The following is a 25955-nucleotide window of genomic DNA, read 5'->3' on the forward strand; positions in this document are numbered from 1 at the left end:
ACCGCGCGCAGATCATCCGCAGCAAGTCGCAGGCGTGAAGTAAAATTACCATTGTCCCGATATGTGACGGTGCTGGCGTCGATTCGACGCACCCGCACCGGATGTTCTTGATAATGATATTGGGCGCGACTGTCATCGCCTTGGATAAATTACCCACAACGCCGAAGTATAATATGCAGGAAGCTGGGCGCCGCGTCTTTTGCACGCGTCAGCAAGGCAACCAAGCTTGCCGTTCGGGCAGGCTACCTGGCCGGTGTAGGCCAGGTAATTATTGATATCGGTCGTTTTAAACGACGATACTTGGGGGCAAACAGTCAGGCTGTGGCGCTGACCTGTTCTGGTTTGACCTTGTGGATGAGGTTCATGATCGCTTCACTCATGCGTTCATAAACGCCGTCGTTTTCGATTGCGCCTTGCACCTTGTAATTATCCATCACCACAATCCGGTCTGCCAGCGCGACCATTTCCGGCATGTCACTGGTGATGACAATGACGGCGGTGCCATTATTGGCAAGTTCACGCAACAAATCGTGCAGATAGGCTTTGGTCTTGATGTCGATGCCGACGGAGGGCTCGTCGATGATCAGGACCTTGATGCCGGCGGCAAGCCATTTGGCGACACTGATCTTCTGCTGGTTGCCACCGGACAGGTTGCCAACCGTTTGTGCCAGGCTTGGTGTTTTGACTTCCAGCCTTTCGAGGAATGGGACAACGGCCTTGCGGATCTTGGCGTCGGACAGGCTTCCGAACAGGCCGGACAAACGTTTCCAGACGACAATGCCAGCATTGGCGAGGACCGAATGCGGCAACAGCAGGCCTTCCGTCTTGCGGTCTTCGCTGACGTAGCCCAAACCATATCGGTGGATAGCATCGCCGACCGAGGAGATGCGGGCAACCTGCCCATCGATCAGCACCTCGCCGCTGGTGACCGGAATTCGTCCCATGATCGATTTGGCGAGTTCGCTGCGTCCGGCTCCGATCAGGCCGTAAAGGCCGAGAATTTCACCCTTGCGGACTGTCAGGTCGACATTGCTATGACCGATGGCTGTCGACACGTCTTTCAGCTCAAGGGCCACCGGGTTGGTTGACGTGTCGCGCTTTTGCCAGCCGCCAGCGCTTTCGTTGCGGCCAATCATGAAACGCACGAGATCCTGACGACCAAGACCTTCGAGTGATTGGCTCTGGCAGGCATTGACGCCATCACGCAGCACGGTAACGCGGTCGCAAATCTCCAGAACTTCTTCCAGCTTGTGACTGACGAAAACCAGACTGACGCCATTGTCCCGCAATCTGCGCAAAACCGTAAACAGCGTTTTCGTTTCATTTGATGTTAGTGATGCTGTCGGCTCATCCAGCAGGAGAACGCGGCTTTGTAAGGACAGGGCTTTGGCAATTTCGACGAGCTGCATCTGCGCAACTGACAGGTCCATGACTGGTGTTGCCGGATCGATGTCGAATTCCAGTGCATCCAGCCATTTGCGTGCCGAACGGTTTAGTTCGGCATAATCAATTGGCTTGAGCGCGTGACGGGTTGTTTGTTCGAGGTGTATGTTTTCGGCAATCGAAAACCGCGGAATGAGATTGCGTTCCTGGTGAACAACGCCAATTCCTTTTGCCACGGCATCGCGCGTGCTGGAGAACTGGGCGTCCTGTCCGTTGACGAGAAGCTGGCCAGATGTTGGGCGATGAACGCCGGTGATCACCTTGATCAGTGTCGATTTGCCAGCACCATTTTCCCCAAGCAGGGCATGTATCGAGCCCGGCATAAGGGAAAGGGACACGCCGTCCAACGCCTTCACACCCGGAAAACGTTTTTCGATATTGATAGCTTCGAATACGGGAGTGACGGTCATTGTCATGCCTTTCTCGACACGGGGGCCGTGCCGCGCAGCTTGTTGACGCCAACGGCCGCAAGAATGAGTGCTCCCAACACGACCTGAACAAGGAACGGGTCGATTGAAAACAGCACCAATGCCTGAGTGATCAGCGCAACCACGACAACACCGAGGAAGGTGGCGGCAACGCTGACATGACCGCCCGCCAGAACTGCACCGCCAATCACCGGTGCGGCAAAGGACAGGATAAGCCAGTCATCACCAATCGACGGCTGGCCGATCTGCAGACGTGCGACCAGCAGCATGCCAGCACAGGCGGCAAGCAGACCCGAGATCGAGTGTGCAACGACCACGACGGTGCGGACCGAAATGCCCGACAGGGACGCTGCGTGTTCGTTACCGCCGACCGCCAAAATGAAACGACCGATTGGCAGACGATTGAGCAGATACCAAAGGCCGATGGCGACGATGACAGTTGGCAGTGCCAGCATGGGGATTGCGCCGAACAATGTCATGGAACCAAGTTCCTTGACGCTGTCAGGAATGCCGTAAAACGGCTGGGCACGGGTAATGCCGAGGTTGATGCCCTTATAAATGGACAGTGTCGCAAGCGTGATCACGAAGGCGGATATGCCGGTGATGCTGATCAATACACCGTTGAGCATGCCGCAGAGGACGCCGATCCCAAGCGCGAGAACGGCTGCAATCGGAGCTGGAAGCCCCCATATTTCCATCAGTCCGGCAAAAGAGATTGCCGCAAGACCGCCAATTGCACCAACTGACAGGTTCATCTGTCCGATGGCGATGATGATCATCTGCGAAAAACCGATCAAGGCATTGATGGAAATGGCCAGCAGCAGTGTCTGAATGTTGAAGGATGACAGGAAGTTCGGGCTGAAGCTACGGATCACGATAATCGCAATCACCGTTGCAAGCAGCGGTCCGAACCAGTCTGCCTTGGCGAGGCGGGAAAGTTTGAAATTTGTCATCGATCGTACCTCAGGCAAGGTTATGATAGGCAAGGTAGCTGCGACGCGCCTTGTCCATGAACACTGCGACGAGAAGGAGAAGACCAAGGAAGGTTTGTACCCAGAAATCACCGATCTGAAGCAGTAGAAGGCCACCGGTCAACAACGTGACGAGGGCGGCACCCAGGCAAGTCCCCAAAACAGGTGCCTTGCCGCCGTTCAATAGTGCGCCACCCAGCACAGGGCCGAGGAAGGCTGGCAGCAACCAGTCTTGCCCCAACTGGCCAGCCATCGATGGAATGGCGGCGCCATTGCGGGCAATGAGCATCAATGCGGCGATTGCGGCGAGGGACCCCGACAGCATGTGGCACAGAACGGTGATGCGACCGACACGAACGCCGGACAGCTCTGCTGCCTCCGGGCGCGCACCTGCGGCCAACATTTCACGGCCGAGAACACTGCGGTGATAAAGCCAGGTCAGCGCAATGGCGACGGCGATGGTTATCAGCAGCAGTGGCGAGAAGTAGGTGAAAAATTTCATTTTGCCGAAGGCGGCGAATTCGGGCGGCAGATTGCGATAGGCTTCCGCTCTGGTCAGGAACACCATGACACCGAAGAATATGCTCATGGTGGCCAGCGTAATGATGAAGCTGTGCAAGCCGGTGCGAACAACGGTGAAACCGTTGACGAAACCAAGCGCTGCACCCAGACCAATGCCGCCCACGATGGCCAGTGGCCAGGGAAGTTGCAGGATCTCGATGGCGTAGCCGGTAAACATCGCGGCACAAACGCCGATGGCGCCAACCGCGAGGCTCAATCCACCTGTGACGATCACCGTCATCATGGACAGGCCGATCATGATGTTGACTGCAGTGTTACGCCCAAGCGTGAAAAGATTGAAAGGGCTAAGGAAACCCTTCGTCGTCAGGCTAAAAACAAGGACGAAGATGGCGATCAGCAAGATCAACCCGAATTCGTTGGAGACAAAAATACTGGTGCGGGACGTTCCCGTGCCGAAGGCTGGACGGCTTGTGTCGACTTCGGCGGGTACTGGAATTTGTTGCGATGACATGGGTGTTCCTTCGAATTCCGGTCGTGGGGACAAGGCGCAAACGCCTATGCCGGACGGGGCAGGTCAGACGACGCTCCGTCGACGCAAGGAAGAGGCTTCGAAAAGCCTCTTCCTCCTTCGAACTCAAAAAACTTAGTTGCAGCTCAGATAGGTTGCGTCGAAGCTTTCGAGCAGCTTCTTGGTTTCGTCACGCATCGAATTGACATAGCTATCAACCTGGCTGGCATCGATGAAGGCGGTGCCGGAATCGATGAACTTGCTGGTCAGTGCATTGGTCTTGAATGGCGCGTCAGCCTTGACCGTGCAACCCGAGCGAAGCTTGTTGACAGCGTAGGAGCCGACATAAGCCTGACCATACGGATTCTGCAGCATGGTGCCGTCGACGAAGCCGTCCTTGATGGCCTGAAGCACAACCTGGTCATGGTCGATGCCAACCATCTTGATACGCTTGTCGCCGATTTTGCGCAGGGCATTGGCGGCAACGACCGATGGTACCCAGGCAGTTGCGATAACGCCGTCCACTTCGCTGGCATGCGCTGCGAGGTAAGCGTTGATCTTTTCTTCAGCCGGTTCCGGCGCGTCAATGTCGGCAATAACCTGCACGACTTCATTGCCGGTTTCTTCTGCAGCCTTCTTCACGGCGTCGATACGCAGCTGCGTATTCGGGTCGACCAGGAAGCCGGTGAGGTGCAAGATGCGCTTTTTGCCCGGCCCCAGGATGCGGGCCAGTTCCTTGGTGCCGATATAGGCCGAGTTACCGGTGTCGGTACCCAAGCAGAAGGCCGCAGATGATGGATCTTTAAAGCAGCCGCCTGCCGCGATCACTGTTGCATCATTGGATGTCAGCTCTTCTGCTGTCGAAACGGATCCAACCGGGTCGCCCGGGAAGATAACAAAGCCATTATATCCTTGGGAAAGCAGGCTTTCGAGCAACTGGTTCTGCTGGGCGAGTTCCCATTTCTGCGGCACCTTGTAGTCAGCCGACTGCAGGCCAAATTCTTTTACGGCATCAGCGCCGCCCTGTTCCCAAGCTGCGAAATAAGGGTGTGGGCCTCCCGGCACCAGTGCAACAGTCGTGTCGCTTGCCTGAGCGATACCCGCCAGGCCGACACTCATTCCCAATGCAGTCACAGCCGCAAAGCTACGCAATCCATTCAACATGAGTTTCCTCCTCATTGTGTTGACCTCCTCAACTCTGTCAGGTGTCTGATTAAGCGCCCAAAATGCGGGCTGCTCCCAACTAGCCACTTGCAAGAACGGCTTGGACACTATAATACTTGTATACAAGCTGCAAATGGAATCTTTGCGGCCACCGTTTTTCAGGATGAGGTGAGATGAAGCGCACTTTGACCGAGTTGCCGCAGGTGAATGATCAAGGCTCCTTGCAGAGCGTAACCCTGGGATCTGCGGGTCTGGAAGGGCTTGAGCTGGTTCTGGATCGTCAGCGTTCCGCCTCGGATCAGGTTCATGCTGCGTTGCGTCGCGCCATCATCGAAGTCCGCCTTGCGCCTGGCAGTCCAATCAGCGAAAACTCGATTTGTCGGCAGTTTGCCATCTCTCGCACACCTGTGCGCGCCGCTATCCAGAGATTGTCCGAGGAAGGGCTGGTGGATGTTTATCCGCAGGTCGGCAGCTTCGTGGCGCCGATCCGGCTAGCTGGTCTTCAGGACAGCCATTTTGTCCGGCGCTCGCTGGAAATTGCGCTACTGCGCGAGGTTCTGCCGTTATGGACGTCGGAAATGAGCCGCGCGATGCGTCAGTTGATCCGTGAGCAAGAGCAATTTATCGCCGCAGGTGACGGTGATGGATTTTTCCGCGCCGATGAGGAGTTTCACCATCTTCTGGGCACCTTTGCCGGGCGCGAAGGGGTTTGGCAGGCCGTGCTGAGTGCCAAGGTTACGCTGACGCGTTTCCATCGCCTGTGGCAGACGGCCGAGCGTCTGCCGGATGTTATCGCTGAACATCTGGCAATTGTGGACGCACTTGATCGCGGCGATGGTGCTGCCGCCGAGCAGGCGCTTGTCACGCATCTTGATATGATTTTCGTCATTTTCGGACGGATGTCCGAGCAGCAAAGAAAAAATCTGGCCGTTTGATAACGGCAAGTGGAGGGGAGTTTCAATGGAATTGAAGGGCAGGATCGCACTGGTGACCGGTGCGGGAGGTGGTATTGGCCGCGCTATCGTAAAAGCGCTGGCTGCGGCGGGAGCCCATGTGCTCGCGGTCGATCGTGATGCCGCTGCAATCGAACAATTGGGCCCGATTTGTGAGCCTGTTATCGTTGACCTCTCGGACCCTGCCGCCATTCAGTATGCGATGAAGGGTGTGCTTGAGCGCCATGGTCGCGTGGATGTTCTCGTCAACAATGCCGGCATACTTTCGCCGAACAAACTTGCGGGTACCACGCTGGAGGAATGGCACCGGTTGATGGCCATCAATCTGGATGCTGCCCTTCTGCTGACGCAGGCAACCATTCCCGCGATGAAAGAAAATGGTTGGGGACGCGTCATCAACATCTCGTCTTATGCCTGGAAATCCGGTGGTCTTACTGCGGGAACGGGTTATGCGGTGTCCAAGGCGGCACTTGTCGGCTTGACCTATTCCACGGCCCGCGAGTTGGCCTCTGCTGGCATTACCTCCAATGCCATTGCGCCAGCTTACGTCGTTTCGCCCATGATCATGGAACAATTGTCGGAAGAAGATCGCAATCGTCAGCTTGCGCAGATCCCGGTTGGACGCCTGTGTGAACCTGAAGAGGTTGCCCATGCGGTGCGGTTCCTCGCATCACCTCTGTCCGGTTTCATGACCGGCGTGGTGATCGATATGAATGGCGGTTTGCAGTTCGGCTGAGCAGGCGTGCCCGCAGCTATCGCCGGCCCTCAGTCGCGCCGTCAGGACATAATCGTGTAATTGTAGATTGGAAATACAGTGCCGGGTAACCGTCTCTCACAAACAGCGCTTGCTGCCCTGCCAACCGTTATCTCGGTTCCTGGCTATGACCGGTCGAAGGTAACACCGGGTATTGTTCATCTCGGTGTTGGCGCTTTCCACCGCGCACATCAGTCGGTCTTTGTTGATGATTGCCTTGGACGTGGTGAGACGGATTGGGGCATTGTCGCTGCTTCGATGCGCAGTGCCGACACGCGTGATGCGCTCGCACCGCAGGACAATCTCTATACCTATTGCGAACGCAACGGGCAGACCGTGACCTACCGGGTTATCGGCTCAATCCTCGAAATTCTGGTGTCACCGGAAGATCCGTCAAAACTGATCGACCGGCTTAGCGATCCTCGTGTGCGTATCGTAACCCTGACCGTGACGGAGAAAGGCTATCTCGCCAATCTGTCCGAGCGGACCTTGCTGCGCAGCCATCCGGATGTGCAGAACGATCTAGACGCTACCAAGGCACCGCGCTCGATCTATGGAGTGCTGATCGCCGCCTTCAGACGTCGCCGTGCCGAAGGTGCCGTACCACTGACACTCGTCTCCTGTGACAACCTGCCATCTAATGGCAAGGTGCTGAAAGCGCTGTTGGTGGAGTTCGCGGGTCTGACCGATTCAGATCTCGCAGATTACATAGCGCAGAATGTATCCTGCCCTTGCGTGATGGTAGACCGCATCGTGCCAGCGACCACGGATCAGGATCGTGCTGCAGTAAACCAGGCGCTCGGCGTGGACGACGCCTGGCCAGTTGTTGCAGAGCCCTATTTCCGATGGGTCATCGAGGATCATTTTCCGCATGGTCGCCCCGAGCTTGAAGCCTCAGGCGTCGAATTTGTCGATGATGTCGAACCCTACGAGCACATGAAGCTCCGGATGCTCAACGGGGCTCATACAGCGATTGCCGCCATTGGCCAAATCACCGGACTCGAAACGGTTGCCGATGTCTACGCAGATCCGCGTGCGCGCCGGTTCATCGATCGGTACTGGAGCGAAATAGACCCGACACTGCCATCGCATCTCAATGGTGCGACCTATGTCGGTGGTCTGCGTCAGCGTTTTGCCAATCCTTCGCTGCGGCACAAGGCGGTGCAGATTGCGTCCGATGCCTCGCAGAAGGTGCCGCAACGCATATTGTCGCCACTTGCTGAACTAATGGATCAGGGCAGACCGCATGGTGCGGTGCTGATGGCCGCTGCGTTGTGGATCTGCTCCTGCGCCGCACGCGATGAACAGGATGCGCCGATCATCATCAATGATCCGGCCTTCAACGAATGGCCAGCCGTCGACCAACGCGCATTGTCTGCCGAACAGGTGGTCGAGCGGTTCTTGGGTTTCGATCGAGTTTTCACACCGGAATGGCGCAACAAGCCCGGTTTTGCCGAAGCATTGGCTTCCGCCTGCAAGGCCATCAACACACAAGGCGCTCTTTGCGCCATTGACGACATTATCTAAGGGAGGAATACATGCAGGAAACTTGGCGCTGGTACGGCCCGAACGATCCGATCACACTCGAACATGTCCGCCAAACCGGTGCTACCGGCGTGGTGACGGCGCTTCACGAGATTCCCGATGGTACATCCTGGCCGCTTGAAGAAATCATCAAACGCAAGGAGATGATCGAGGCGGCCGGTCTTGAGTGGAGCGTTTGCGAATCCATTCCGATGGAGCAATGCGTAAAACGCGGTGACGCAGATGCGCCCAAGGCGATCGCCCGCTGGAAAGAAACCCTAGCCAATCTCGGTCGTGCCGGTATCCCCACCGTTTGCTACAACTTCATGCCTGTGGTTGACTGGACACGTACCGACCTTCGCTGGCGCACCGAACGTGGCACTGGACTGGCCCTGCGTTTCGAGATGACTGATTTCGTTGCCTATGACGTATTCATCCTCAAGCGTCCCAATGCTGCTGAAAGCTATGATGCCAACGTCGTTGCACGTGCCGAACAGCGGGCAAAAGCGATGAGTGATGATGAAAAACTGCTGCTGGAGCGCAATATCATCGCCGGCCTGCCGGGCGGTGCACTTGTGCAGACGCGGCAATCCATCAATAGGCTCTTGGAATCCTTCGGCGGTATCGATGCCGTTACAATGCAGAGCAACTTGCTGGCCTTCCTGAAAGAAGTGGTGCCTGTTGCAGAGGAACATGGTGTTTATCTCGGCATTCACCCGGATGACCCGCCATTCTCGCTTTTCGGTCTGCCGCGTGTTGTATCGACGCCGCAAGATGTTCGCAGCATCCTGTCTGCCGTCGACAGCCCTTACAACGGTATCACACTGTGCACCGGGTCTTACGGTTCACGTCCTGATAATGACTTGGTTGCCATGGCGACGGAATTTGCACCGCGTATCAACTTTGCGCATCTGCGCAATGTTACCGTCGAGGCGGATGGTTCGTTCTTTGAAGACGACCATCTGGATGGTGGTACCGACATGGTGGGTGTTGTCGAGGCGTTGTTGCGTGAGGAACGCCGTCGCGCGGCAGCCGGTGATACCCGCCGCGCAATTCCACTGCGCCCAGACCACGGGCATCTGCTCGGTGACGATATCGATAAGAAGACCAACCCCGGTTACTCCTATATCGGCCGCGTTAAGGGCCTGGGTGAGCTTCGTGGCGCGATCCGCGCAATTGAGCGCCAACTCGACAAAGAGGGGGCGGCGGCATGATCGGGCGGCCACTTGGAAACACAGGCCTTGAACTCAGTACATTTTCGTTCGGAGCCGCCGGTATCGGCAACCTCTACCGCGAAGTATCGCGTGAAGATACCATGGCCACGCTGGAAACGGCGTGGGAGGCTGGTATTCGTTATTTCGATACGGCCCCGCATTACGGACACGGCCTTTCGGAGCGTCGGCTGGGCGACTTTTTACGCGACAAACCCAAGGGGTCCTATGTCCTGTCGAGCAAGGTCGGCCGGTTGCTGAAGCCCGTCGCAGAGGAGGACATTCCCGATCACGGGTTTGTCCGTCCTTTGCCGTTCGCGCAGGTACACGACTATACCTATGACGGTATCATGCGATCCTATCAGGACAGCCTTGCCCGTCTCGGGCTGAATGGCATTGATATTCTTTACATCCACGATCTCGAAGCGACCACGCTTGGTGCGGATTATGATCGCCATTTCGCAGATTTTGTCGAAGGTGGTGCGCGTGCGCTTGAGGAACTCAAGGCAAGCGGCGCAATCAAGGCCATTGGCCTTGGTGTGAACGAGGTGCCAGCCTGCCTCAACCTTCTTGCGCGGGTGCCGCTGGATGTCATCCTGCTTGCTGGTCGTTACACGCTGCTTGACCGTTCTGCAGAAGCCGAGTTGCTGGCGCGTTGCGAGGAAACCGGGACGCGTCTTGTGATCGGTGGTGTTTTCAACTCCGGCATTCTTGCGACCGGTGCCCGGCCGGGCGCTACCTTCAATTACGTCGAGGCATCGCCCGATGTGATGGAAAAAGTGCAGGCTATGGAAGTGGTTGCGCAGTCGGCCGGTACGACGCTTGCTGCCGCCGCCTTGCATTTTCCGCTGCGCAATTCGCTGGTGGTGAGCGTACTGATTGGCACGGCAAAACCTTCCAGCCTTCTGCGCAATGTTAAACTTTTCGACCAGCCCATCGCAGAGACGGCTTGGGCGCAATTTGAAGAGCATGCGATCGGTACGGAGGGGTAAATGGAAACAGACCTGATCGATACACATCAGCATCTTATCATGCGTGGCGATCTCGGTTACGCATGGACTGAAGAGGTCCCGGCCATTGCGTCCGGCACCTTTGACCAGAATGTCTACGCTGAGCAAGCTGCAGGCTGCAACATCACCGCCACCATCTTCATGGAAAGTGGCGTGGATGACGTTGATTACCAGAGCGAGGCGCGGCTGGTGTCAAGACTGGTCGGATCGGGTTCTCCCAAAATGCTGGGTGTGATCGCCAGTTGCCGTCCTGAAACCGATGATGGTTTTGATGCCTGGCTGGAAGAATGCGGTGACCTCAACGTGGTTGGTTTCCGTCGTATTCTTCAGGTCATGCCGGATGATCTCAGCCGCAGCGAAACCTATCGGCGCAATCTTCGCAAGATTGGCAAGGCCGGATATCCCGTCGATCTCTGCTTCGATGGACGACAGCTGTCGATCGCCTACGATCTGGTTCGTGCTGATCCCGATACCGTGTTCATCCTCGACCATTGCGGCAGGCCGGATATTGCTGGCGGTGACTTAGCGGCCTGGCGTCAGGAGATGATCAAGCTCGCCGAATTGCCGAACTTCTGGGTCAAGCTTTCCGGTTTGCCGACATATTGCGATCCGACCGGCTCGAAGATCGATGGCGTCAAACCTTACAGCGACGCTGTCCTCGAACTGTTTGGCCCGAGCCGCATGGTTTGGGGTGGTGATTGGCCGGTCATTGATGTCGGTGGCGGTTTGGCCAACTGGGTAGATATCACAACAGAACTGTTGTCAGCCCTGTCGGTCGACGAGCGGCAATTGATCGGCACGCTCAACGCGAAACAAGTTTATTTGGGCAAGCGCTGATCAATAACGACATCTGATGCCGCGTCCCAGAGGCTTTGGACTGTCGTAACATGGGGTGCGCGAGCAACGGCTTGCGTGCCCCATTGCCGATAGCGTCAACAGAAACCGTTGAGCTTGAGGATCTTGTGTGCGTCGATTGCTGCACGCAGATCGTCTTCCGAGTTGCGGTTACCCTGATTGGCATCGGGATGATGCATTTTCAGTTTTTGTTTGTAGCGAACCCTGATTTCTTCAGGTGTCGCATCCTCTGACAGTCCAAGCGTTTCGAAAGCCTTTGCTTCCAGCACCTTCAACTTGCGCTGCTTAAGTTGAGCTTTTTCACGCTGACGCTGTTCCGCATCCTTGCGGGCATTGATGGTTTTGGCAGAGCCGGAACGGGCGGATGACGGCAGCGGAGCTTCCGACGGTTTGTTGACGGGTGTGCCATAGGTGCGGCGACGGCCTGTCGCTGCTTCCTTCTGATACCGCGCGACAACGGGGTCGGACAGTTCAACTGCGAAGTTATATCCGCTGTTATATTCCTTGGTGTGCTTCGGACAGAACAACAGGTACAGCCCTTCGCCGTCCCTGCCAACGGGAGCACGGTGCGCGCCTTCGTTTTCGCAGCCGTCCCATTGGCACTTCGGGCCAAGCGGCTTGCTTGATGCAGCCTTGGTTTTTTTGGTTGACCTTAAGCCGACGAAAATTTTTGAATCAGATGTCATGGGCGCCTTATAAGTTGACTGGGATCAACTGATCAAGAAAACAGCGCGTGACATCCATCTATTTTGTTAAAATCATGTGAACCGTTGCAAATTGTCCCATGCACCATGTGCCGATCTGGAATATCCGCTCATAGAACAGCAACTAATGTAAAAAAGCCCGGCGCGGTGGCCGGGCTTCGAACTGGTATTTAGTGGTGATGCTCAGGCATGTCCTTGAGCTGATCTTTTGTCCAAGCCGTCACGGCGTGAATGTCACCATCCTCGTCACGCATGAAATCCAGATCGCTGAGCGGAACCGCAACAGGTTTTGCACCGATGCCGAGGAAGCCGCCGACGTCGATGATGGCCTTACCGCCTGCGCCTGCACCGTGAATGTGGTCGACCTTGCCAACCTTGTGATCGTCAGCACCGTAAACGGTCGCGCCTTCCAAAACTGCTGGCGTGAGTTCAGTGGTCGTGAGACGAACGTGATTAGTGTGATCCATGGTCGTTTTCTCCTCTTGTTTGGAGTTAGAAAAACGTCCATGCGGGCCATCGGTTCCAAAAGTTTTCGCGTAGCCGCAGACACTAAAGGTTACGATAACCGTTATAATGTCTGTTGCACGGTCACCGTCTGATGGAAAAATTAACCGGAACTGTCGGTCTGTTTCAGGCAAATCCTGCGGATAAAAAACGTGCGACGGAGACGACAGCGTGTCGTCTCCATCCTTGTACACTCGGCTCTCATCATCAACGCTCACGGCAAAACTGCTGTCAAAAAAGTATCGGTTTAATTTTCGCCATGATGTAGATGCCTTGAATTTCAGGGGTTATGGTCTTGTTAATGATGAAATTTGCAAATTGGAGGTTTGCAGATTTTGCCGCAGACATTGTGCGCTCGGTGGGAGGAAACGCTGTGCAACCCGATCTGGAACTGGTCCATATCCGCAAAGGCGAAAGCTTCGCCGCGTGGAGACACGGCTATCCGTTTCGCACGGTTCGCTGGCACTATCACCCTGAATATGAAATTCATCTGGTTATTGCGACCTCAGGTCGTTTTTACATCGGTGACCACATTGGTCGCTTTGAACCTGGTCAGTTGATCATGACCGGCCCCAATCTGCCTCAAAACTGGATTTCCGATATCGAGCCTGACGAAATCGTGCCTGCCCGCTCGCTGGTTCTTCAGTTCCCGCAGAAATTTGTCGACGACAGTGTTGCCGGCATGGCGGAGATGGAAGCCATTGCACCGCTTCTAGAGCGCAGCCATCGCGGCCTGCTGTTCGACAACGTCACGAGTGACAAGGTGCGCCCTTTGATCGAGAAATTGATCGAGACACGCGGCATCATGCGGTTGGCACTGTTTTGGGAAATCCTTGATGTCCTGGCAAATGCGCCCGAACCGGAAGTGCTGGCCAGTCTGAGCTATGAACTGGACCTGTCGAATATCAATGAAAGCGGCATTAACAGGGCCATCGCGCACCTGCGTGAACATCTGACCGACGATATTGATGAGCGCGATCTCGCTGACATGGTTGGGCACACCGCCAGTTCCTTTTCACGGGCTTTCAAACGCCATACCGGAACAACGCTAGTTCGTTACAAGAACCAGCTGCGTGTCGATTTGGCCTGTCTGACACTGTTGACGCGTCCCGAAGTCAAGATTGCCCAAATCTGCTACGAGATCGGCTTTTCCAATATTTCGAATTTCAACCGGCATTTCCAGAACCTGAAGGGAATGTCGCCTTCGCAATTCCGCGCGACCTTTAAAGCCAACGGAGCATTTAAAGCCGCCGGATAAGCGCCACGATCCATATCCCGTACCGGGACAATAGAATTCGGAAAGCATGGTGCTTTCCGGAAACGGCCGGGCTTTGCCTGCCGTTCAAAGGGAGGAAAAACTGACATGAAAAGAGCTTTGACAGCATTGTCGATCGCCACCGTCGCGCTGACCGCGGTGCCTGCCTTGGCGCAGGACGCCAAGTTGAAGATCGGCATGACATTTCAGGAAATGAACAACCCTTATTTCGTCTCGATGAAGGAAGCGCTGGACGAGGCAGCGAAATCCCTCGGTGCGCAGGTTATAGTGACAGATGCCGCCCATGACGTTGCCAAGCAGATTTCCGACGTTGAAGACATGTTGCAGCAGAAGATCGACATTCTGCTTCTCAACCCGACAGACTCGGCCGGCGTGGAGGCCGCCGTCAATGCAGCCAAGGCACAGAATGTGATTGTTGTTGCCGTTGATGCCAATGCCAACGGCCCGGTTGATACATTCGTTGGTTCCAAGAACAAGGATGCCGGTTACCAGTCTTGCCAGGCTCTCGGCAAGGCGCTGAACGGCGAAGGCGAAGTCGCAATTCTCGACGGTATCCCGGTTATTCCGATCCTGCAGCGCGTGGAAGGTTGCAAGGAAGCGCTTGCCGAATTCAAGGACATCAAGCTGGTCGATACGCAGAACGGTCGTCAGGATCGCTCGATTGCACTCGGCGTTGTCGAAAACATGTTGCAGGCACGTCCAAACCTCAAGGGTATCTTCTCGGTCAACGACGGTGGTGCCATGGGCGCACTTGCCGCCATCCAGGGCTCGGGCCGCGACGTCAAGCTGACCTCGGTTGATGGTGCACCGGAAGCCGTCAAGGCGATTGCCGAAGGTACGCCATTCATCCAGACCACCGCACAGTTTCCGCGTGACCAGATCCGCGTAGGCCTTGCCATGGCGCTGGCACAGAAGTGGGGTGCGCGCGTCGTGCCGAAGGAAGTGCCAATCGACGTCCGTCCAGTCACCAAAGAAAACGCTGCCGACTTCAGTTGGTAAGCGCCTCCCGAGCGCCCTCGCCGGAGACGGCGGGGGCGACTTTTCCAATCAAACACGGGAGGAACAGATGCTACAGCTGAACGGTATCAAAAAAAGCTTTGGCAGGATCGAGGTTCTGCATGGGGTGGATCTCACCGTGCAGGCGGGTGAAGTTCACGCGCTACTGGGTGAAAACGGTGCTGGTAAATCGACACTGATGAAAATCCTGTGCGGGATTGTGAAACCCAGTGAAGGCGAAATCCGCATCAACGGCGAGGTTCGCCATTTCAGTGATTATAATGAAGCGATCGATGCCGGTATCGGTGTGGTGTTTCAGGAGTTTTCTCTCGTTCCTTATTTGAATGCGGTCGAAAACATGTTTCTGGCGCGCGAACTCAGCAACGGGCTTGGTTTCATGAAACGATCGGCGATGCGCAAGCGCGCCGCCGAAATCATGAAACAACTCGGTATCTCCATTCCATTGAATGTGCCAATCCGCAATTTGTCGGTTGCCGAACAGCAGTTTGTAGAGATTGCCAAGGCACTGGCACTCGACGCCCGTATTCTTGTGCTCGACGAACCAACAGCGACGCTGACGCCGGCCGAAGTCGAACATCTGTTTCACGTCATGCGCAGCCTTCGAAAACAGGGTGTCGCGATCATCTTCATTTCGCACCATCTCGAAGAGATTTTTGAGATTTGCGACCGCATCACTGTGTTGCGGGACGGTGAATTTGTGGCCTCCTGTGCTGTCAGCGACGTCAATCAGGCACGGCTGGTCGAAATGATGGTTGGTCGCCGGATCGAAAACAGCTTCCCGCCAAAACCTGTCATTCCTGCCGATGCCAAGACTGTTCTTGAGGTGGAAGAGGTCAAGCTCACCAGAAGCGGACCGGTTTCCAGTTTTCACCTCAAGGCAGGAGAAATCCTCGGTTTTGCCGGTCTGGTAGGTTCGGGCCGTACCGAAACAGTTCTGGCGATGCTTGGTGCCTATCGGGCCGCACGTTGCAAGCTGTTGATCAACGGTGTCGAGATACGGTTTGCTGATCCATCCCAGGCACTGGAGGCGGGTATCGGTCTGCTTCCTGAAAGTCGCAAGGAGCAGGGGCTGATCACCAGTTTCCCGATCATGCACAATGTCTCGCTGAACAATTACGGCAAATACCTGATCGGCCACTTCTTCATCAACCGCTCGCGTGAACTTGCAGATACTCGCACTGCCATGCAGCGGGTGCGTGTGAAGGCGTCAAGCCCGCATGCGCGCGTCGATACACTGTCCGGTGGCAACCAGCAGAAAGTGGTGATCGCCCGCTGGATCAACCACAACATGAAGGTGTTGATTTTTGACGAGCCGACCCGCGGCATTGATGTTGGCGCCAAGACCGAAATTTACCAGCTCATGCGCGAATTCACCGCCCGTGGCTATTCCATCATCATGATTTCGTCGGAACTGCCTGAAGTGATCGGCATGTCCGACCGGGTCTGTGTTTTCCGCTCAGGCGGGATTGTCGCAACGCTTGAAGGCGATGCGATCACCTCTGAGCAGATCATGACCCATGCAACAACCGGGAGGACACAACATGTCGCATGACGCGGACGCTCTTACGGGCGCGCAGGCGGAGGCTTCTGCCACCCCGATCTGGAAGACCATCATACAATCGCCTCTGGCCTTGCCACTGGCTGGCTTGATCGTTGTTTCGATCCTGATGGGTTTTGCCTCGGATAACTTCCTTTCCGTCTCCAACATTCTCAATGTCTTGAGACAGGTATCGATCGTCGCCATTCTGGCGGTTGGCATGACATTTGTCATCTTAACCGGCGGTATCGACCTGTCGGTCGGGGCACTGATGGCGCTTGCTGGCACGATGGCGGCGGGGCTGATGGTACATTTCGGCATGCCCGGCTGGGCCGGACTGCTGTCCGGCGTCGCTATTGCCATCGGGCTTGGCCTTTTCAACGGAATTCTGGTGGCATGGGGCCGCATGCCGGCCATCATCGTCACTCTCGCCACCATGGGTATCGCCCGTGGAGCTGGGCTTATCTATTCCGGCGGCTACCCGATCTCCGGCCTGCCATCGTGGATTTCCTGGTTCGGCGTCGGTCGTGTTGGTATTATTCCGGTTCCCGTCATCGCCATGGTCATCATCTACGCATTGGCGTGGCTGCTGCTGGAGCGGACTGCATTTGGTCGCCATGTCTATGCCATTGGTGGCAATGAAACGGCAGCACGACTGTCGGGCGTCAAGATTGGTCGCATCAAAATTGCGGTTTACTCGATCTCCGGCCTCACGGCGGGACTTGCAGCCATCATTCTGACCGGGCGCCTGATGTCGGGCCAGCCCAATGCCGGCGTTGGTTTCGAGCTCGATGCCATTGCGGCAGTGGTGCTCGGCGGCACTGCAATTGCCGGTGGCCGGGGTTTCATCCTCGGTACGCTGATTGGTGCTGTCCTGCTCGGCATCCTCAACAACGGCCTCAATCTGATGGGTATCAACCCCTATCTGCAGGACATCATCCGCGGCTTCATCATCCTGCTCGCTATCTACATCGCCCGCGAATGGCGCTGACGAAATCTCAACAGCTTTTCATAACGTTAGGAGAATAATATGGCTCAATCACTGGAAGGCAAAATCGCGGTTATAACAGGCGCCGCTTCCGGCATCGGTCTGGCAACGACCGAGAAGCTTCTGGCCAATGGCTGCACGGTCGTCATCGTCGACTGGAACGAAAAAGCGCTCAACGACCTGGTCGCCAAGCTTGGTAAAAATGCCATTCCTCAGGTCACCAACTTGCTGGATGCCGACAGTTGCGCTGCGATGGTTCCCGAAATTCTCGAGAAGGTCGATCATATCGACATTCTCTATTGCAATGCCGGAACCTACATCGGTGGCGACCTGACAGAGACCTCAGCCGACGAAATCGACCGCATGCTCAACCTCAATGTCAATGCCGTGATGAAGAATGTGCATGCAGTTGTACCGCATATGAGTGCGCGCAAAACCGGTGACATCATTGTCACCAGCTCGATTGCCGGCCATTTCCCGACCTATTGGGAACCGGTCTATGCCGGTTCGAAATGGGCTGTGACCTGCTTCGTTCAGACCATGCGCCGCCAGCTCATTCCGCATGGCATTCGTGTGGCCCAGGTTTCCCCCGGGCCCGTTCTCTCGGCCCTGCTTGCTGACTGGCCGGAAGAAAACCTGCGCAAGGCCAAGGAATCCGGCAGCATCATTGAAGCGAGCGAAGTTGCAGATGCTGTGGAATACATGCTTACCCGCAACCGCAACGTCACGATCCGCGATATGTTGGTCTTGCCGACCAACTTTGACCGGGTTTGAGTCTGGTCGGACTAGTTTGCTGAGCCGTGCTTTGAATAGCACGGCTGGCTGTTTCACTCCGGCGAGGGATAGGATCGTATGAGCAGTTACTTTATCGGTGTCGATGTTGGCACAGGTTCGGCACGCGCTGGCGTGTTTGATGCGGTTGGCACGCTTTTGGCCTCCGCCAAACATGACATCCTTATCTTTCGCAATGATGATGGGCATGTCGAGCAGTCGAGCGCCCAGATTTGGGATGCGGTGTGTACGGCTGTTCGTGATGCCGTCACATCGGCGGCGATCGATCCCTCGGCCGTGGCCGGGATCGGATTTGATGCTACCTGCTCACTGGTGGTGCAGGGCGCATCCAACGGAGTGGGCGATCCTGCGCATCCTGAACGCGATATCATCGTGTGGATGGATCATCGCGCGCTTGAACAGGCACGGCGGATCAATGCCACAGGACATATGGTTCTGTCTTATGTCGGCGGTGTTATCTCTCCGGAAATGCAGACGCCGAAACTGCTTTGGCTGAAGGAACATCTGCCTGAGGTGTATTCCAGTGCCAAGCACTTCTTTGACCTGACGGATTTTCTGACCTGGAAATCGACCGGTGCATTGGAGCGATCTTCCTGCACCGTGACCTGCAAATGGACCTATCTGGCGCATGAGGACAGGTGGGACGAGACCTATTTCCGTACGATAGGGCTGGATGACCTTCCTGATGACGGTTTTCGCCGGATTGGTCAAAGTGTCGTGCACCCGGGAACGCCATTGGGCAACGGCCTGAACCAGGAAGCGGCTGATGCGATGGGACTGCGCGCTGGCATTGCTGTCGGGGCAGGATTAATTGACGCCCATGCCGGTGGCGTTGGGACTGTGGCGGCAAAAGGTGGCTTGCAGGATGCATCATCCTGCCTTGGTTACGTGTTTGGCACATCGTCCTGCACCATGACAACGACTGCCGAGCCGACATTTGTGCCGGGTGTCTGGGGCCCGTATTTTTCCGCCATGGTGCCCGACATGTGGCTGAATGAAGGTGGTCAGTCGGCCGCCGGTGCGGCCATCGATCAGTTATTGAGCCTGCATCCCTACGCGGGCAAGGCGTCGCAGGAGGCAAAACAGGATGGTACCAGCTTGGCGCCATGGCTTGCGGCGCGGGTGCTGGCTGGCGTCGACAGACCGTCAGATGCGGTAAATCTTGCCGGACAGTTGCAGGTAGTCCCAGAATTCCTCGGCAATCGCGCACCTTTTGCCGATCCATATGCACGCGCCGTTGTGATGGGGCTTGGCATGGAAAGCGGTGCGGACAATCTTGCCGCACTGTACGTCGCCGGGCTTTGCGGGCTTGGTTATGGACTGCGCCAGATCATCGAAACGCAGGCCGAAAACGGCGTCTCCGTTTCCACGATCTCTGTTTCCGGCGGAGCGGGAACACATCCGCTAACCCGGCAGATTCTCGCTGACGCAACGGGAGTTCCCGTTGAGGTCACGGCCTGCTCGGAGCCGGTTTTGCTGGGCGCAGCTATGTTGGCGGCTGTTGCCGCCAAACTCTACCCCGATTTGCAGGCCGCAATGCCCGCCATGTCCACTGTGGCAGGGCGTAGTGAGCCGGTGCGTGATGCGGCGCGGGCGCTGCACGAGGCGCGTTACCAGGCATTTCTGAGAATACAGACACTCGCCCGTGAGGTGCGAAAAGACATTGAGCCATTGTTTCCCGCAGCCTCTGGCTAAGTTGCAGGCACATATATCAGGGAGGAACCAGCATGCAGTTTTCAGGGACATCGGTCATTATCACGGGCGCAGGCAAAGGCATCGGTCGGGCTTGCGCCCGTGTCATGGCTGAACGCGGTGCCGAAGTCATCGCCCTTAGCCGCACCACGTCGGATCTCGACAGTCTGCGTGACGAGATTGGTGGTCGTTCGATTACGGTTGATCTGGCTGACCCTGCTGCAACGCGCAAGGCTATGGCGGAGGCCGGCACTGCTGACTTCCTGATCAACAGTGCCGGTATCAATGTTCTCGAGACAAGCTTTGACATGACCGAAGCGGGCTATGAGGCGGTGATGGGCATCAATTTGAGGGCGGCCCTGATCACCAGTCAGGAGTTTGGCCGTGCCCGCCGTGCCGTTGGCGGTGGCGGTGCGATCGTCAACATAACCTCGATTGCCGGACATCGCGGTTTTAACGAACACTTGTGTTACGCAGCCTCCAAGGCCGGTCTTGAAGGTGCAACACGGGTGCTGGCCAAGGAGTTTGGCCCTTATGGCATAAGGGTCAATTCCGTTGCGCCAACCATCACTCTGACAGAACTTGCAATGGCTGCCTGGAGCGATCCGGAAAAGTCTGCACCTATGATGGTGCGTCATCCGATCGGCCGTTTTGCCGAGGCCGATGACGTTGCCCGCACCATCGCCACGCTACTTTCGCCCGATACGGCCATGGTCAATGGTGCCGTTATCAATGTCGATGGCGGTTTTCTCGCCGTTTGAGGGACTGCTCAATCGTTGAGGCGTGGCGCTGATCGTAGCTACCGCCTCAGCGACGTCAGGCTTGGCTGCTGTGCAAGGTTTGAGAGGGTGTGAGTGGGAAAATCAATTTGATCGAGGTGCCCTGTCCAAGGGTTGAGTGGATACGGGCCTCTCCGCCACTTTGGCGAACAAAACCATAAACCATTGCCAAGCCAAGGCCCGCTCCACCATGTTCTTCACGGGTTGTGAAATAGGGCTCAAAAGCCTTGTCGACCGCTTCGGGTGTCATTCCGATGCCTTCATCGGTCACATCAATGATCAGTACATCTTTTTCCGATGAAGCGCCGATAGAGATCAGGCCACCCTTTGGCATTGCTGCGGCGGCATTCAGGCAAAGATTGAGGATCGACTGCTCAAGAAGGGCAGGGTCAAGCGGAATGGTTGGCAATTCCTCGTTCATATGAAGTGTAATATGGCATTTCGATCCAACAGCAATCTCCAGAATATCCGCCATGCCACGCAGCAAGCTGGCGACGTCGATGTGCTGCGCGTGGATCGGTTGCTGACTGCCGACCGTCAACATGCTCGAGGCAAGTGAGCGCCCGCGGTCGGCGGCCTTGCGAATACGGGTGATATGGCGTTTCTGACGGTCATTGAAACCAGCCTCGCGCTCCAGCAGGCCGAGACTGCCGGTTATGATGCCGATCATGTTGCCGACTTCGTGGCTGACCTGATGGGTCATGCGCATGATGCCATCCAGTCGCTGGGCCTTTGCGGCTTCGGCTTCCTGGCGGTCCAGAGCAGTGACATCACGCGCCAGCATGACGATGCCGCCGTCCGGCTGGCGTGAGAGTGAGACTTCAATGACCTGCCCGTCAACGCGATGCCGGATAAAGATACGGTCTATCAACGCGCCGCGGTCACTATCTGATGGCAACAAGGACGGATCGATTTCCGGAATGGGTTCCACAAAACGTCGCAATGGCAATTTGCGTGAGGAACCTGAGCGGCCAACAAGCTCGATAATCCGGCGGTTCATGGTAATCGGCCGGCCGCTCGGGTCAAACAGCGCGATGCCTTCATTCATGTTGCGGAAGGTTGAGCGGATGGTGCGGGCCGCAGCCTCTGCCGTGCGGCGCAGCCGTGAGACACGATCAACGCTGTCATGAAACGCGCGAAATGCGTCGAGCAGCTGAATCAGTTCCGTTTCCGGCCCGCGATAGGATGGCGGGCCAACATCCTTATCACCCTTGGCCAGCGCGTTCATGCCATTCGACAGCGTGACGATACCGCGTGAGACACGCATGACCGAGCGAATGGAGAAAACCGCCATGACCAGCACCAGGAAGGACGCAAGCGCGACGATGACCAGCAAACGGCTGAGCGCATCGGACGTGGAAAGCAAATCCTCGTTCAGGCCACGGGCAATTGCATCGCTTTGGGTTTCTGTGGCGTGGGAAAGGTCACGCGACACGGTGTGGAGTTTGGCGACCGAGGCGCGTATTGCAAACATTTCAAGGAGATACTGAGTCTGTGCCTTGAAGACACGCTCATAATGCAGCAGTTCGAATGCTGCTAGGCGTTGGCCCGGATATCCTTCCTGACGGTCGGTTGTTTCCGAGACATAGCGACGGCGCAGTTCTCCGAGCTGGAAAAGGCTGTCAGAGGTTGAGGCCGCTTGCACAATGCCGTTCATGCGCTGGCGCAGATTGGGATCCAGAATGCCTTTGCCGGTGGCGATTTCGCCAAGTGCGGCGGCAGCATCTGCCTTATGAACCTGCGCTGCATCGGCATCCTTGACCAGATCGAGAGTTTGTGTGCGAATTTGCTGCAAGAGTTCCGCAATTCGGTCGCTTGCAAATCCCGGAATGCGTCGCTCGTCCTCTTTCGAGGTTATCATGGAGAGCAGGCTGTCAACCTGCTGCACCACCGAGCGGCTTTCGCTGGATACCCGGTAGGGCGAGGCGGCATTCATCAAGAAGGGTGCGCTCGACACCAGATCCGACACCTGCCGCGAAACCAGTGATACCTTGCCCAGGCTGGAAAATGCCTGCACACCGTAAGCGGCCATCTCGTCACGGGCCCTTTGCAAACCATATATGGCGATTGCCGAGAGGCTGAAGACCAGAACGCAGATAAACACAATCGCAAAAGGCAGGCGGAACGCAATCGACGACAGAAATGAACGATTGATCACGGGGACAGCTCGGCTTCGTCGGTATGCAGCACATAACCCTTGCCGCGTCTGGTCTTGATGTGGCGCGGCAAGTCCGGGTTTCGTTCGATCTTGCGGCGCAAGCGCAGAACCAGCACATCGACATTGCGGTCAATGTAGCGGTCGCTTTCTGAGCCCAGGCGGTCGAGGATTTGTGTGCGACTGACCGGCTGGTTCGGTGTTTCCGCCAGGATTTCAAGCAGCGCAAATTCCGCTGTTGTCAATGTCTTGCTACGATCGACAAGGCAAACGGCCTGATGGGCATCATGATCAAAAACCCAGTCCCCGAGATGCAGGGCCGAGCGACTGTGATCTCGTTCGCTGTCTTTTTCGTGTTTCAACGATGGAATGGTCCTGCGCAACACCGCCTTGATGCGCGCAGTCAGTTCGATTGGCTCGAAGGGTTTCACCACATAGTCGTCGGCGGCGGTTTCGAGGCCAAGCACCCTGTCTATGGCGCTGCCCGCTGCCGTTACCATGACAATGCCGATATCGACCTTTGTACGCAATCGCTGGGCAAAGGTCCGACCGGATGTGCCGGGCAGGTTATGGTCCACCAGCACGAGCTGCATGGTGTCCGTTGCCAAAATTGCGTCCGCTTCCTCGGCAGATCGCGCGCAGGTCGGCACCCAACCCTCAGCCTCGACCAGATCGGCAATAAGTTCGGACATGTCTGGATCGTCCTCGACGATCAGAATCTTTACCTTCTGATTGAGCACTGCGTATTCCTCCCGCAGCTATCATAAGCACGCTCTTTGCGATCTTCAAAGCTTCGGTGATTATCGGAAATGTCATATTTGTAACAAATGTCATGTTGTTGGGCGCTTTGGTGAAAGATTGGTAACCATTCTTCGATTGCGGCGGCGGCAGTATCTGACATGCTATATGCGGAGATTGGAACGGGGAGGTTCCAAGCAGGGAGGCTCAATTGAGAGCAGTGACCGCTTTTGCGGCAAGCATGGTCGTATGGCTGTGCGGAGCAGGCCATGGCATGGCCGAGTCGAAGTTGAACGTCCTGTGCGGCGTCGACGAGGCTTGGTGTGTGACCATGCAAAAGGCATTTGAAAGCAAGATGGGTGTCGAGATTTCGGTGGTTCGCAAGAGCACTGGCGAAATTCTCGATCAGATCCGCGCCGAACGTGCACATCCGACCATAGACGTATGGTGGGGCGGTACTGGCGATACCCATTTGCAGGCCAGCTCGGAAGGTTTGCTCGAAGAATATCACCCCGCCAACCCGCATGATCTGTTGCCCTGGGCACAGAATTTTTATGCGATGTCAGGTTCACGCTCTGCCGGAATTTATGCCGGGGCCCTCGGTTTTGCCTACAATACCGAACTGCTGGCTGAAGCGGGGCTGCCAGCGCCGACCTGCTGGAAAGATCTGGCCAAGGATATTTATCGCGGCCATATACAGTCGGGAAATCCGAATTCGTCGGGCACCGCCTTCACTTTGCTTGCCACGCTTGTGCAGCTGTTTGGCGAGGACGAAGCTTTCAGTTTCATGGCGAAACTGGATCGCAACGTCGTTGCCTACACCAAGGCAGGTTCAGCACCGGTCAAGGCAGCCGCCCGGGGAGACGTGTTGATCGGAATTTCCTTCATGCATGATGCGGTAACGCAGAAGATTGAAGGGTTTCCGCTGGCCATCGTCGCGCCCTGTGAAGGGACCGGCTATGAGATTGGTGCGGCCAGCATCATCAAGGGCGCGGCCAATCTGGCTCTTGCACGTGCCTTTGTCGACTACGCCTTGAGCCCGGAAGGGCAGGCAACCGGATTTCGCGCAGGTCAAAACCAGGTGCCATCCAATGCCAAGGCAAGCCTGCCGCTGACGGCGCCAGACATATCGATGATCAAGATGGTGGATTATGACTTTGCCACCTTCGGTCTGCCAGAAGAACGAAGTCGGCTGTTAGCCCGCTTCGACAATGAAATCCACCCGACGCAATAGGGTCGGCAATTCAAACAACAAAAACAAATAGCGCAGCACTGCAAGTGCTGCGAACGGCAGCGCCATGTTCAAACGCTGTCCCCCATTCAGACGCAAGCTATAGGAGGATACCCATGCGACTGACTATACTGACCAGCCTGCTTTTTGCCGGTACTGCACTTGCCACCACCGGCGCTCAGGCCGCAGGCGAGCTTAACCTGATTTGCTCGGCTGACGTTGTTATCTGTGAGCAGATGAAGGGCGACTTCGAGAAATCCCATGACATCAAGGTCAACATGGTGCGCCTGTCGTCGGGCGAAACCTATGCCAAGGTTCGTGCAGAAGCGCGCAACCCGAAGACCGATATCTGGTGGGCCGGTACCGGCGATCCGCATATGCAGGCTGCATCTGAAAACCTGACGCTGGAATACAAATCGCCAATGCTTGACCAGTTGCAGGATTGGGCCGTGAAACAGGCAGAAAGCACCGGTTACAAGACAGTTGGCGTTTACGCCGGTGCGCTCGGTTGGGGCTACAACACAGAAATCTTCAAGTCCAAGGGCTACAAGGAGCCGCTGTGCTGGGCCGATCTTCTGGCACCGGAACTGAAGGGCGAAATCCAGATCGCCAACCCCAATTCCTCCGGCACAGCCTACACGGCACTCGCTTCGCTGGTGCAAATCATGGGTGAAGACCAGGCCATCGACTATCTGAAGAAGCTCAACGCCAATATCTCGCAATACACCAAGTCGGGTTCTGCACCGGTCAAGGCGGCTGCGCGTGGCGAGACTGCGGTTGGTATCGTCTTCATGCATGATGCGGTGGCGCAGACGGCAGAAGGCTTCCCGGTCAAGTCGATCGCGCCATGTGAAGGTACCGGTTATGAGATCGGCTCCATGTCGATCATCAAGGGTGCCCGCAACCTCGACAATGCGAAGGTCTGGTACGACTGGGCGCTGCAGCCGGACGTGCAGTCTCGTATGAAGGATGCCAAGTCCTTCCAGTTGCCGTCCAACAAGACGGCCGAAGTGCCGAAGGAAGCGCCGAAGTTCGAGGATATCAAGCTGATTGACTACGACTTCAAGACCTATGGCGACCCTGTCAAGCGCAAGGCTCTCTTGGAGCGTTGGGATCGTGAAGTCGGCGCTGTCGCCAACTGATCCGAGACGTGACGGCCGATACCCCGACCTTTGGTTCGGGTATCGGCCTCAAGTTCA

23 protein-coding genes are annotated in these 25955 nt (G+C 56.3%); 15 read left to right on the forward strand and 8 right to left on the reverse strand.

Annotated elements, in window-relative coordinates; translation table 11 throughout:
- Positions 1 to 314 precede the first annotated feature (314 nt).
- The 4 genes from ACZ5FM_RS18440 to ACZ5FM_RS18455 all read right to left on the reverse strand — a co-directional run bounded on the left by ACZ5FM_RS18440 (position 315) and on the right by ACZ5FM_RS18455 (position 5036).
- Entirely contained in the window at positions 315 to 1853 is a 1539-nt protein-coding gene (locus ACZ5FM_RS18440; RefSeq protein ID WP_368077701.1) for a sugar ABC transporter ATP-binding protein, read from the reverse strand.
- Between the two features lie 2 nt (positions 1854 to 1855).
- Positions 1856 to 2824: an ABC transporter permease gene (locus ACZ5FM_RS18445; protein ID WP_312951146.1), complete on the reverse strand. Its 969-nt coding sequence runs from the start codon at positions 2822 to 2824 to the stop codon at positions 1856 to 1858.
- A 10-nt stretch (positions 2825 to 2834) separates the two neighbouring features.
- On the reverse strand, positions 2835 to 3875 hold the full coding sequence (locus tag ACZ5FM_RS18450; RefSeq protein ID WP_464040865.1) for an ABC transporter permease: 1041 nt from the start codon (positions 3873 to 3875) through the stop codon (positions 2835 to 2837).
- Between the two features lie 132 nt (positions 3876 to 4007).
- Positions 4008 to 5036 carry a sugar ABC transporter substrate-binding protein gene (locus ACZ5FM_RS18455; RefSeq protein WP_275643330.1) on the reverse strand — a complete coding sequence of 343 codons (1029 nt, stop codon included), beginning with the start codon at positions 5034 to 5036 and terminating at the stop codon, positions 4008 to 4010.
- Positions 5037 to 5209: 173 nt separating this feature from the next.
- On the opposite strand from ACZ5FM_RS18455, the gene ACZ5FM_RS18460 reads away from it, so the two are divergent.
- The 6 genes from ACZ5FM_RS18460 (at position 5210) to ACZ5FM_RS18485 (ending at position 11325) form a co-directional block, all read left to right on the forward strand.
- Positions 5210 to 5971 carry a GntR family transcriptional regulator gene (locus ACZ5FM_RS18460; protein ID WP_250984375.1) on the forward strand — a complete coding sequence of 254 codons (762 nt, stop codon included), beginning with the start codon at positions 5210 to 5212 and terminating at the stop codon, positions 5969 to 5971.
- Positions 5972 to 5996: 25 nt separating this feature from the next.
- The gene (locus ACZ5FM_RS18465) at positions 5997 to 6725 is read left to right on the forward strand and encodes an SDR family NAD(P)-dependent oxidoreductase (protein WP_312951139.1); all 729 of its coding nucleotides are present in this window, start codon (positions 5997 to 5999) and stop codon (positions 6723 to 6725) included.
- A gap of 78 nt (positions 6726 to 6803) precedes the next feature.
- Entirely contained in the window at positions 6804 to 8270 is a 1467-nt protein-coding gene (locus tag ACZ5FM_RS18470; RefSeq protein WP_464040866.1) for a mannitol dehydrogenase family protein, read from the forward strand.
- Between the two features lie 11 nt (positions 8271 to 8281).
- Positions 8282 to 9481, forward strand: a complete 1200-nt coding sequence (gene uxuA, locus ACZ5FM_RS18475) for a mannonate dehydratase (protein ID WP_464040867.1) — start codon at positions 8282 to 8284, stop codon at positions 9479 to 9481.
- A complete protein-coding gene (locus tag ACZ5FM_RS18480) occupies positions 9478 to 10470 on the forward strand; it encodes an aldo/keto reductase (RefSeq protein WP_464040868.1) in 993 nt (330 codons plus the stop codon). The genes uxuA and ACZ5FM_RS18480 overlap by 4 nt, the downstream gene beginning before the upstream one ends.
- Complete coding sequence (locus ACZ5FM_RS18485; RefSeq protein ID WP_464040869.1) at positions 10471 to 11325, forward strand: amidohydrolase family protein; 855 nt, start codon at positions 10471 to 10473, stop codon at positions 11323 to 11325.
- Positions 11326 to 11420: 95 nt separating this feature from the next.
- Here ACZ5FM_RS18485 and ACZ5FM_RS18490 read toward each other — a convergent pair whose 3' ends face one another.
- Entirely contained in the window at positions 11421 to 12029 is a 609-nt protein-coding gene (locus ACZ5FM_RS18490) for a J domain-containing protein (protein WP_192489872.1), read from the reverse strand.
- A gap of 188 nt (positions 12030 to 12217) precedes the next feature.
- The gene (locus ACZ5FM_RS18495) at positions 12218 to 12514 is read right to left on the reverse strand and encodes a PRC-barrel domain-containing protein (protein WP_275643322.1); all 297 of its coding nucleotides are present in this window, start codon (positions 12512 to 12514) and stop codon (positions 12218 to 12220) included.
- A 410-nt stretch (positions 12515 to 12924) separates the two neighbouring features.
- On the opposite strand from ACZ5FM_RS18495, the gene ACZ5FM_RS18500 reads away from it, so the two are divergent.
- The 7 genes from ACZ5FM_RS18500 to ACZ5FM_RS18530 all read left to right on the forward strand — a co-directional run bounded on the left by ACZ5FM_RS18500 (position 12925) and on the right by ACZ5FM_RS18530 (position 20614).
- Positions 12925 to 13809 (forward strand): AraC family transcriptional regulator, encoded by an 885-nt coding sequence (locus tag ACZ5FM_RS18500; RefSeq protein WP_464040870.1) that lies wholly within the window; start codon positions 12925 to 12927, stop codon positions 13807 to 13809.
- Between the two features lie 105 nt (positions 13810 to 13914).
- A complete protein-coding gene (locus ACZ5FM_RS18505) occupies positions 13915 to 14826 on the forward strand; it encodes an ABC transporter substrate-binding protein (RefSeq protein WP_192489868.1) in 912 nt (303 codons plus the stop codon).
- 67 nt (positions 14827 to 14893) lie between these two features.
- Complete coding sequence (locus ACZ5FM_RS18510; RefSeq protein WP_464040871.1) at positions 14894 to 16396, forward strand: sugar ABC transporter ATP-binding protein; 1503 nt, start codon at positions 14894 to 14896, stop codon at positions 16394 to 16396.
- Positions 16386 to 17372 carry an ABC transporter permease gene (locus ACZ5FM_RS18515; RefSeq protein WP_464040872.1) on the forward strand — a complete coding sequence of 329 codons (987 nt, stop codon included), beginning with the start codon at positions 16386 to 16388 and terminating at the stop codon, positions 17370 to 17372. The genes ACZ5FM_RS18510 and ACZ5FM_RS18515 overlap by 11 nt, the downstream gene beginning before the upstream one ends.
- Positions 17373 to 17411: 39 nt before the next feature.
- Positions 17412 to 18143: an SDR family oxidoreductase gene (locus tag ACZ5FM_RS18520; protein WP_464040873.1), complete on the forward strand. Its 732-nt coding sequence runs from the start codon at positions 17412 to 17414 to the stop codon at positions 18141 to 18143.
- 78 nt (positions 18144 to 18221) lie between these two features.
- Entirely contained in the window at positions 18222 to 19856 is a 1635-nt protein-coding gene (locus ACZ5FM_RS18525) for an FGGY-family carbohydrate kinase (protein WP_464040874.1), read from the forward strand.
- A 32-nt stretch (positions 19857 to 19888) separates the two neighbouring features.
- Complete coding sequence (locus ACZ5FM_RS18530) at positions 19889 to 20614, forward strand: SDR family oxidoreductase (protein WP_275643319.1); 726 nt, start codon at positions 19889 to 19891, stop codon at positions 20612 to 20614.
- A gap of 55 nt (positions 20615 to 20669) precedes the next feature.
- On the opposite strand, the gene ACZ5FM_RS18535 is transcribed toward ACZ5FM_RS18530, so the two are convergent.
- Positions 20670 to 22790 (reverse strand): sensor histidine kinase, encoded by a 2121-nt coding sequence (locus tag ACZ5FM_RS18535; RefSeq protein WP_464040875.1) that lies wholly within the window; start codon positions 22788 to 22790, stop codon positions 20670 to 20672.
- A complete protein-coding gene (locus ACZ5FM_RS18540) occupies positions 22787 to 23527 on the reverse strand; it encodes a response regulator transcription factor (RefSeq protein ID WP_192489858.1) in 741 nt (246 codons plus the stop codon). The genes ACZ5FM_RS18535 and ACZ5FM_RS18540 overlap by 4 nt, the downstream gene beginning before the upstream one ends.
- Before the next feature lie 239 nt (positions 23528 to 23766).
- Between ACZ5FM_RS18540 and ACZ5FM_RS18545 the strand changes: the two genes are divergently transcribed.
- Positions 23767 to 24759 carry an ABC transporter substrate-binding protein gene (locus ACZ5FM_RS18545; RefSeq protein ID WP_464041051.1) on the forward strand — a complete coding sequence of 331 codons (993 nt, stop codon included), beginning with the start codon at positions 23767 to 23769 and terminating at the stop codon, positions 24757 to 24759.
- Positions 24760 to 24872: 113 nt separating this feature from the next.
- Complete coding sequence (locus ACZ5FM_RS18550) at positions 24873 to 25898, forward strand: ABC transporter substrate-binding protein (RefSeq protein WP_259148676.1); 1026 nt, start codon at positions 24873 to 24875, stop codon at positions 25896 to 25898.
- Positions 25899 to 25955 lie beyond the last annotated feature (57 nt).

This window comes from Agrobacterium sp. 5Ca50 (assembly GCF_055381905.1).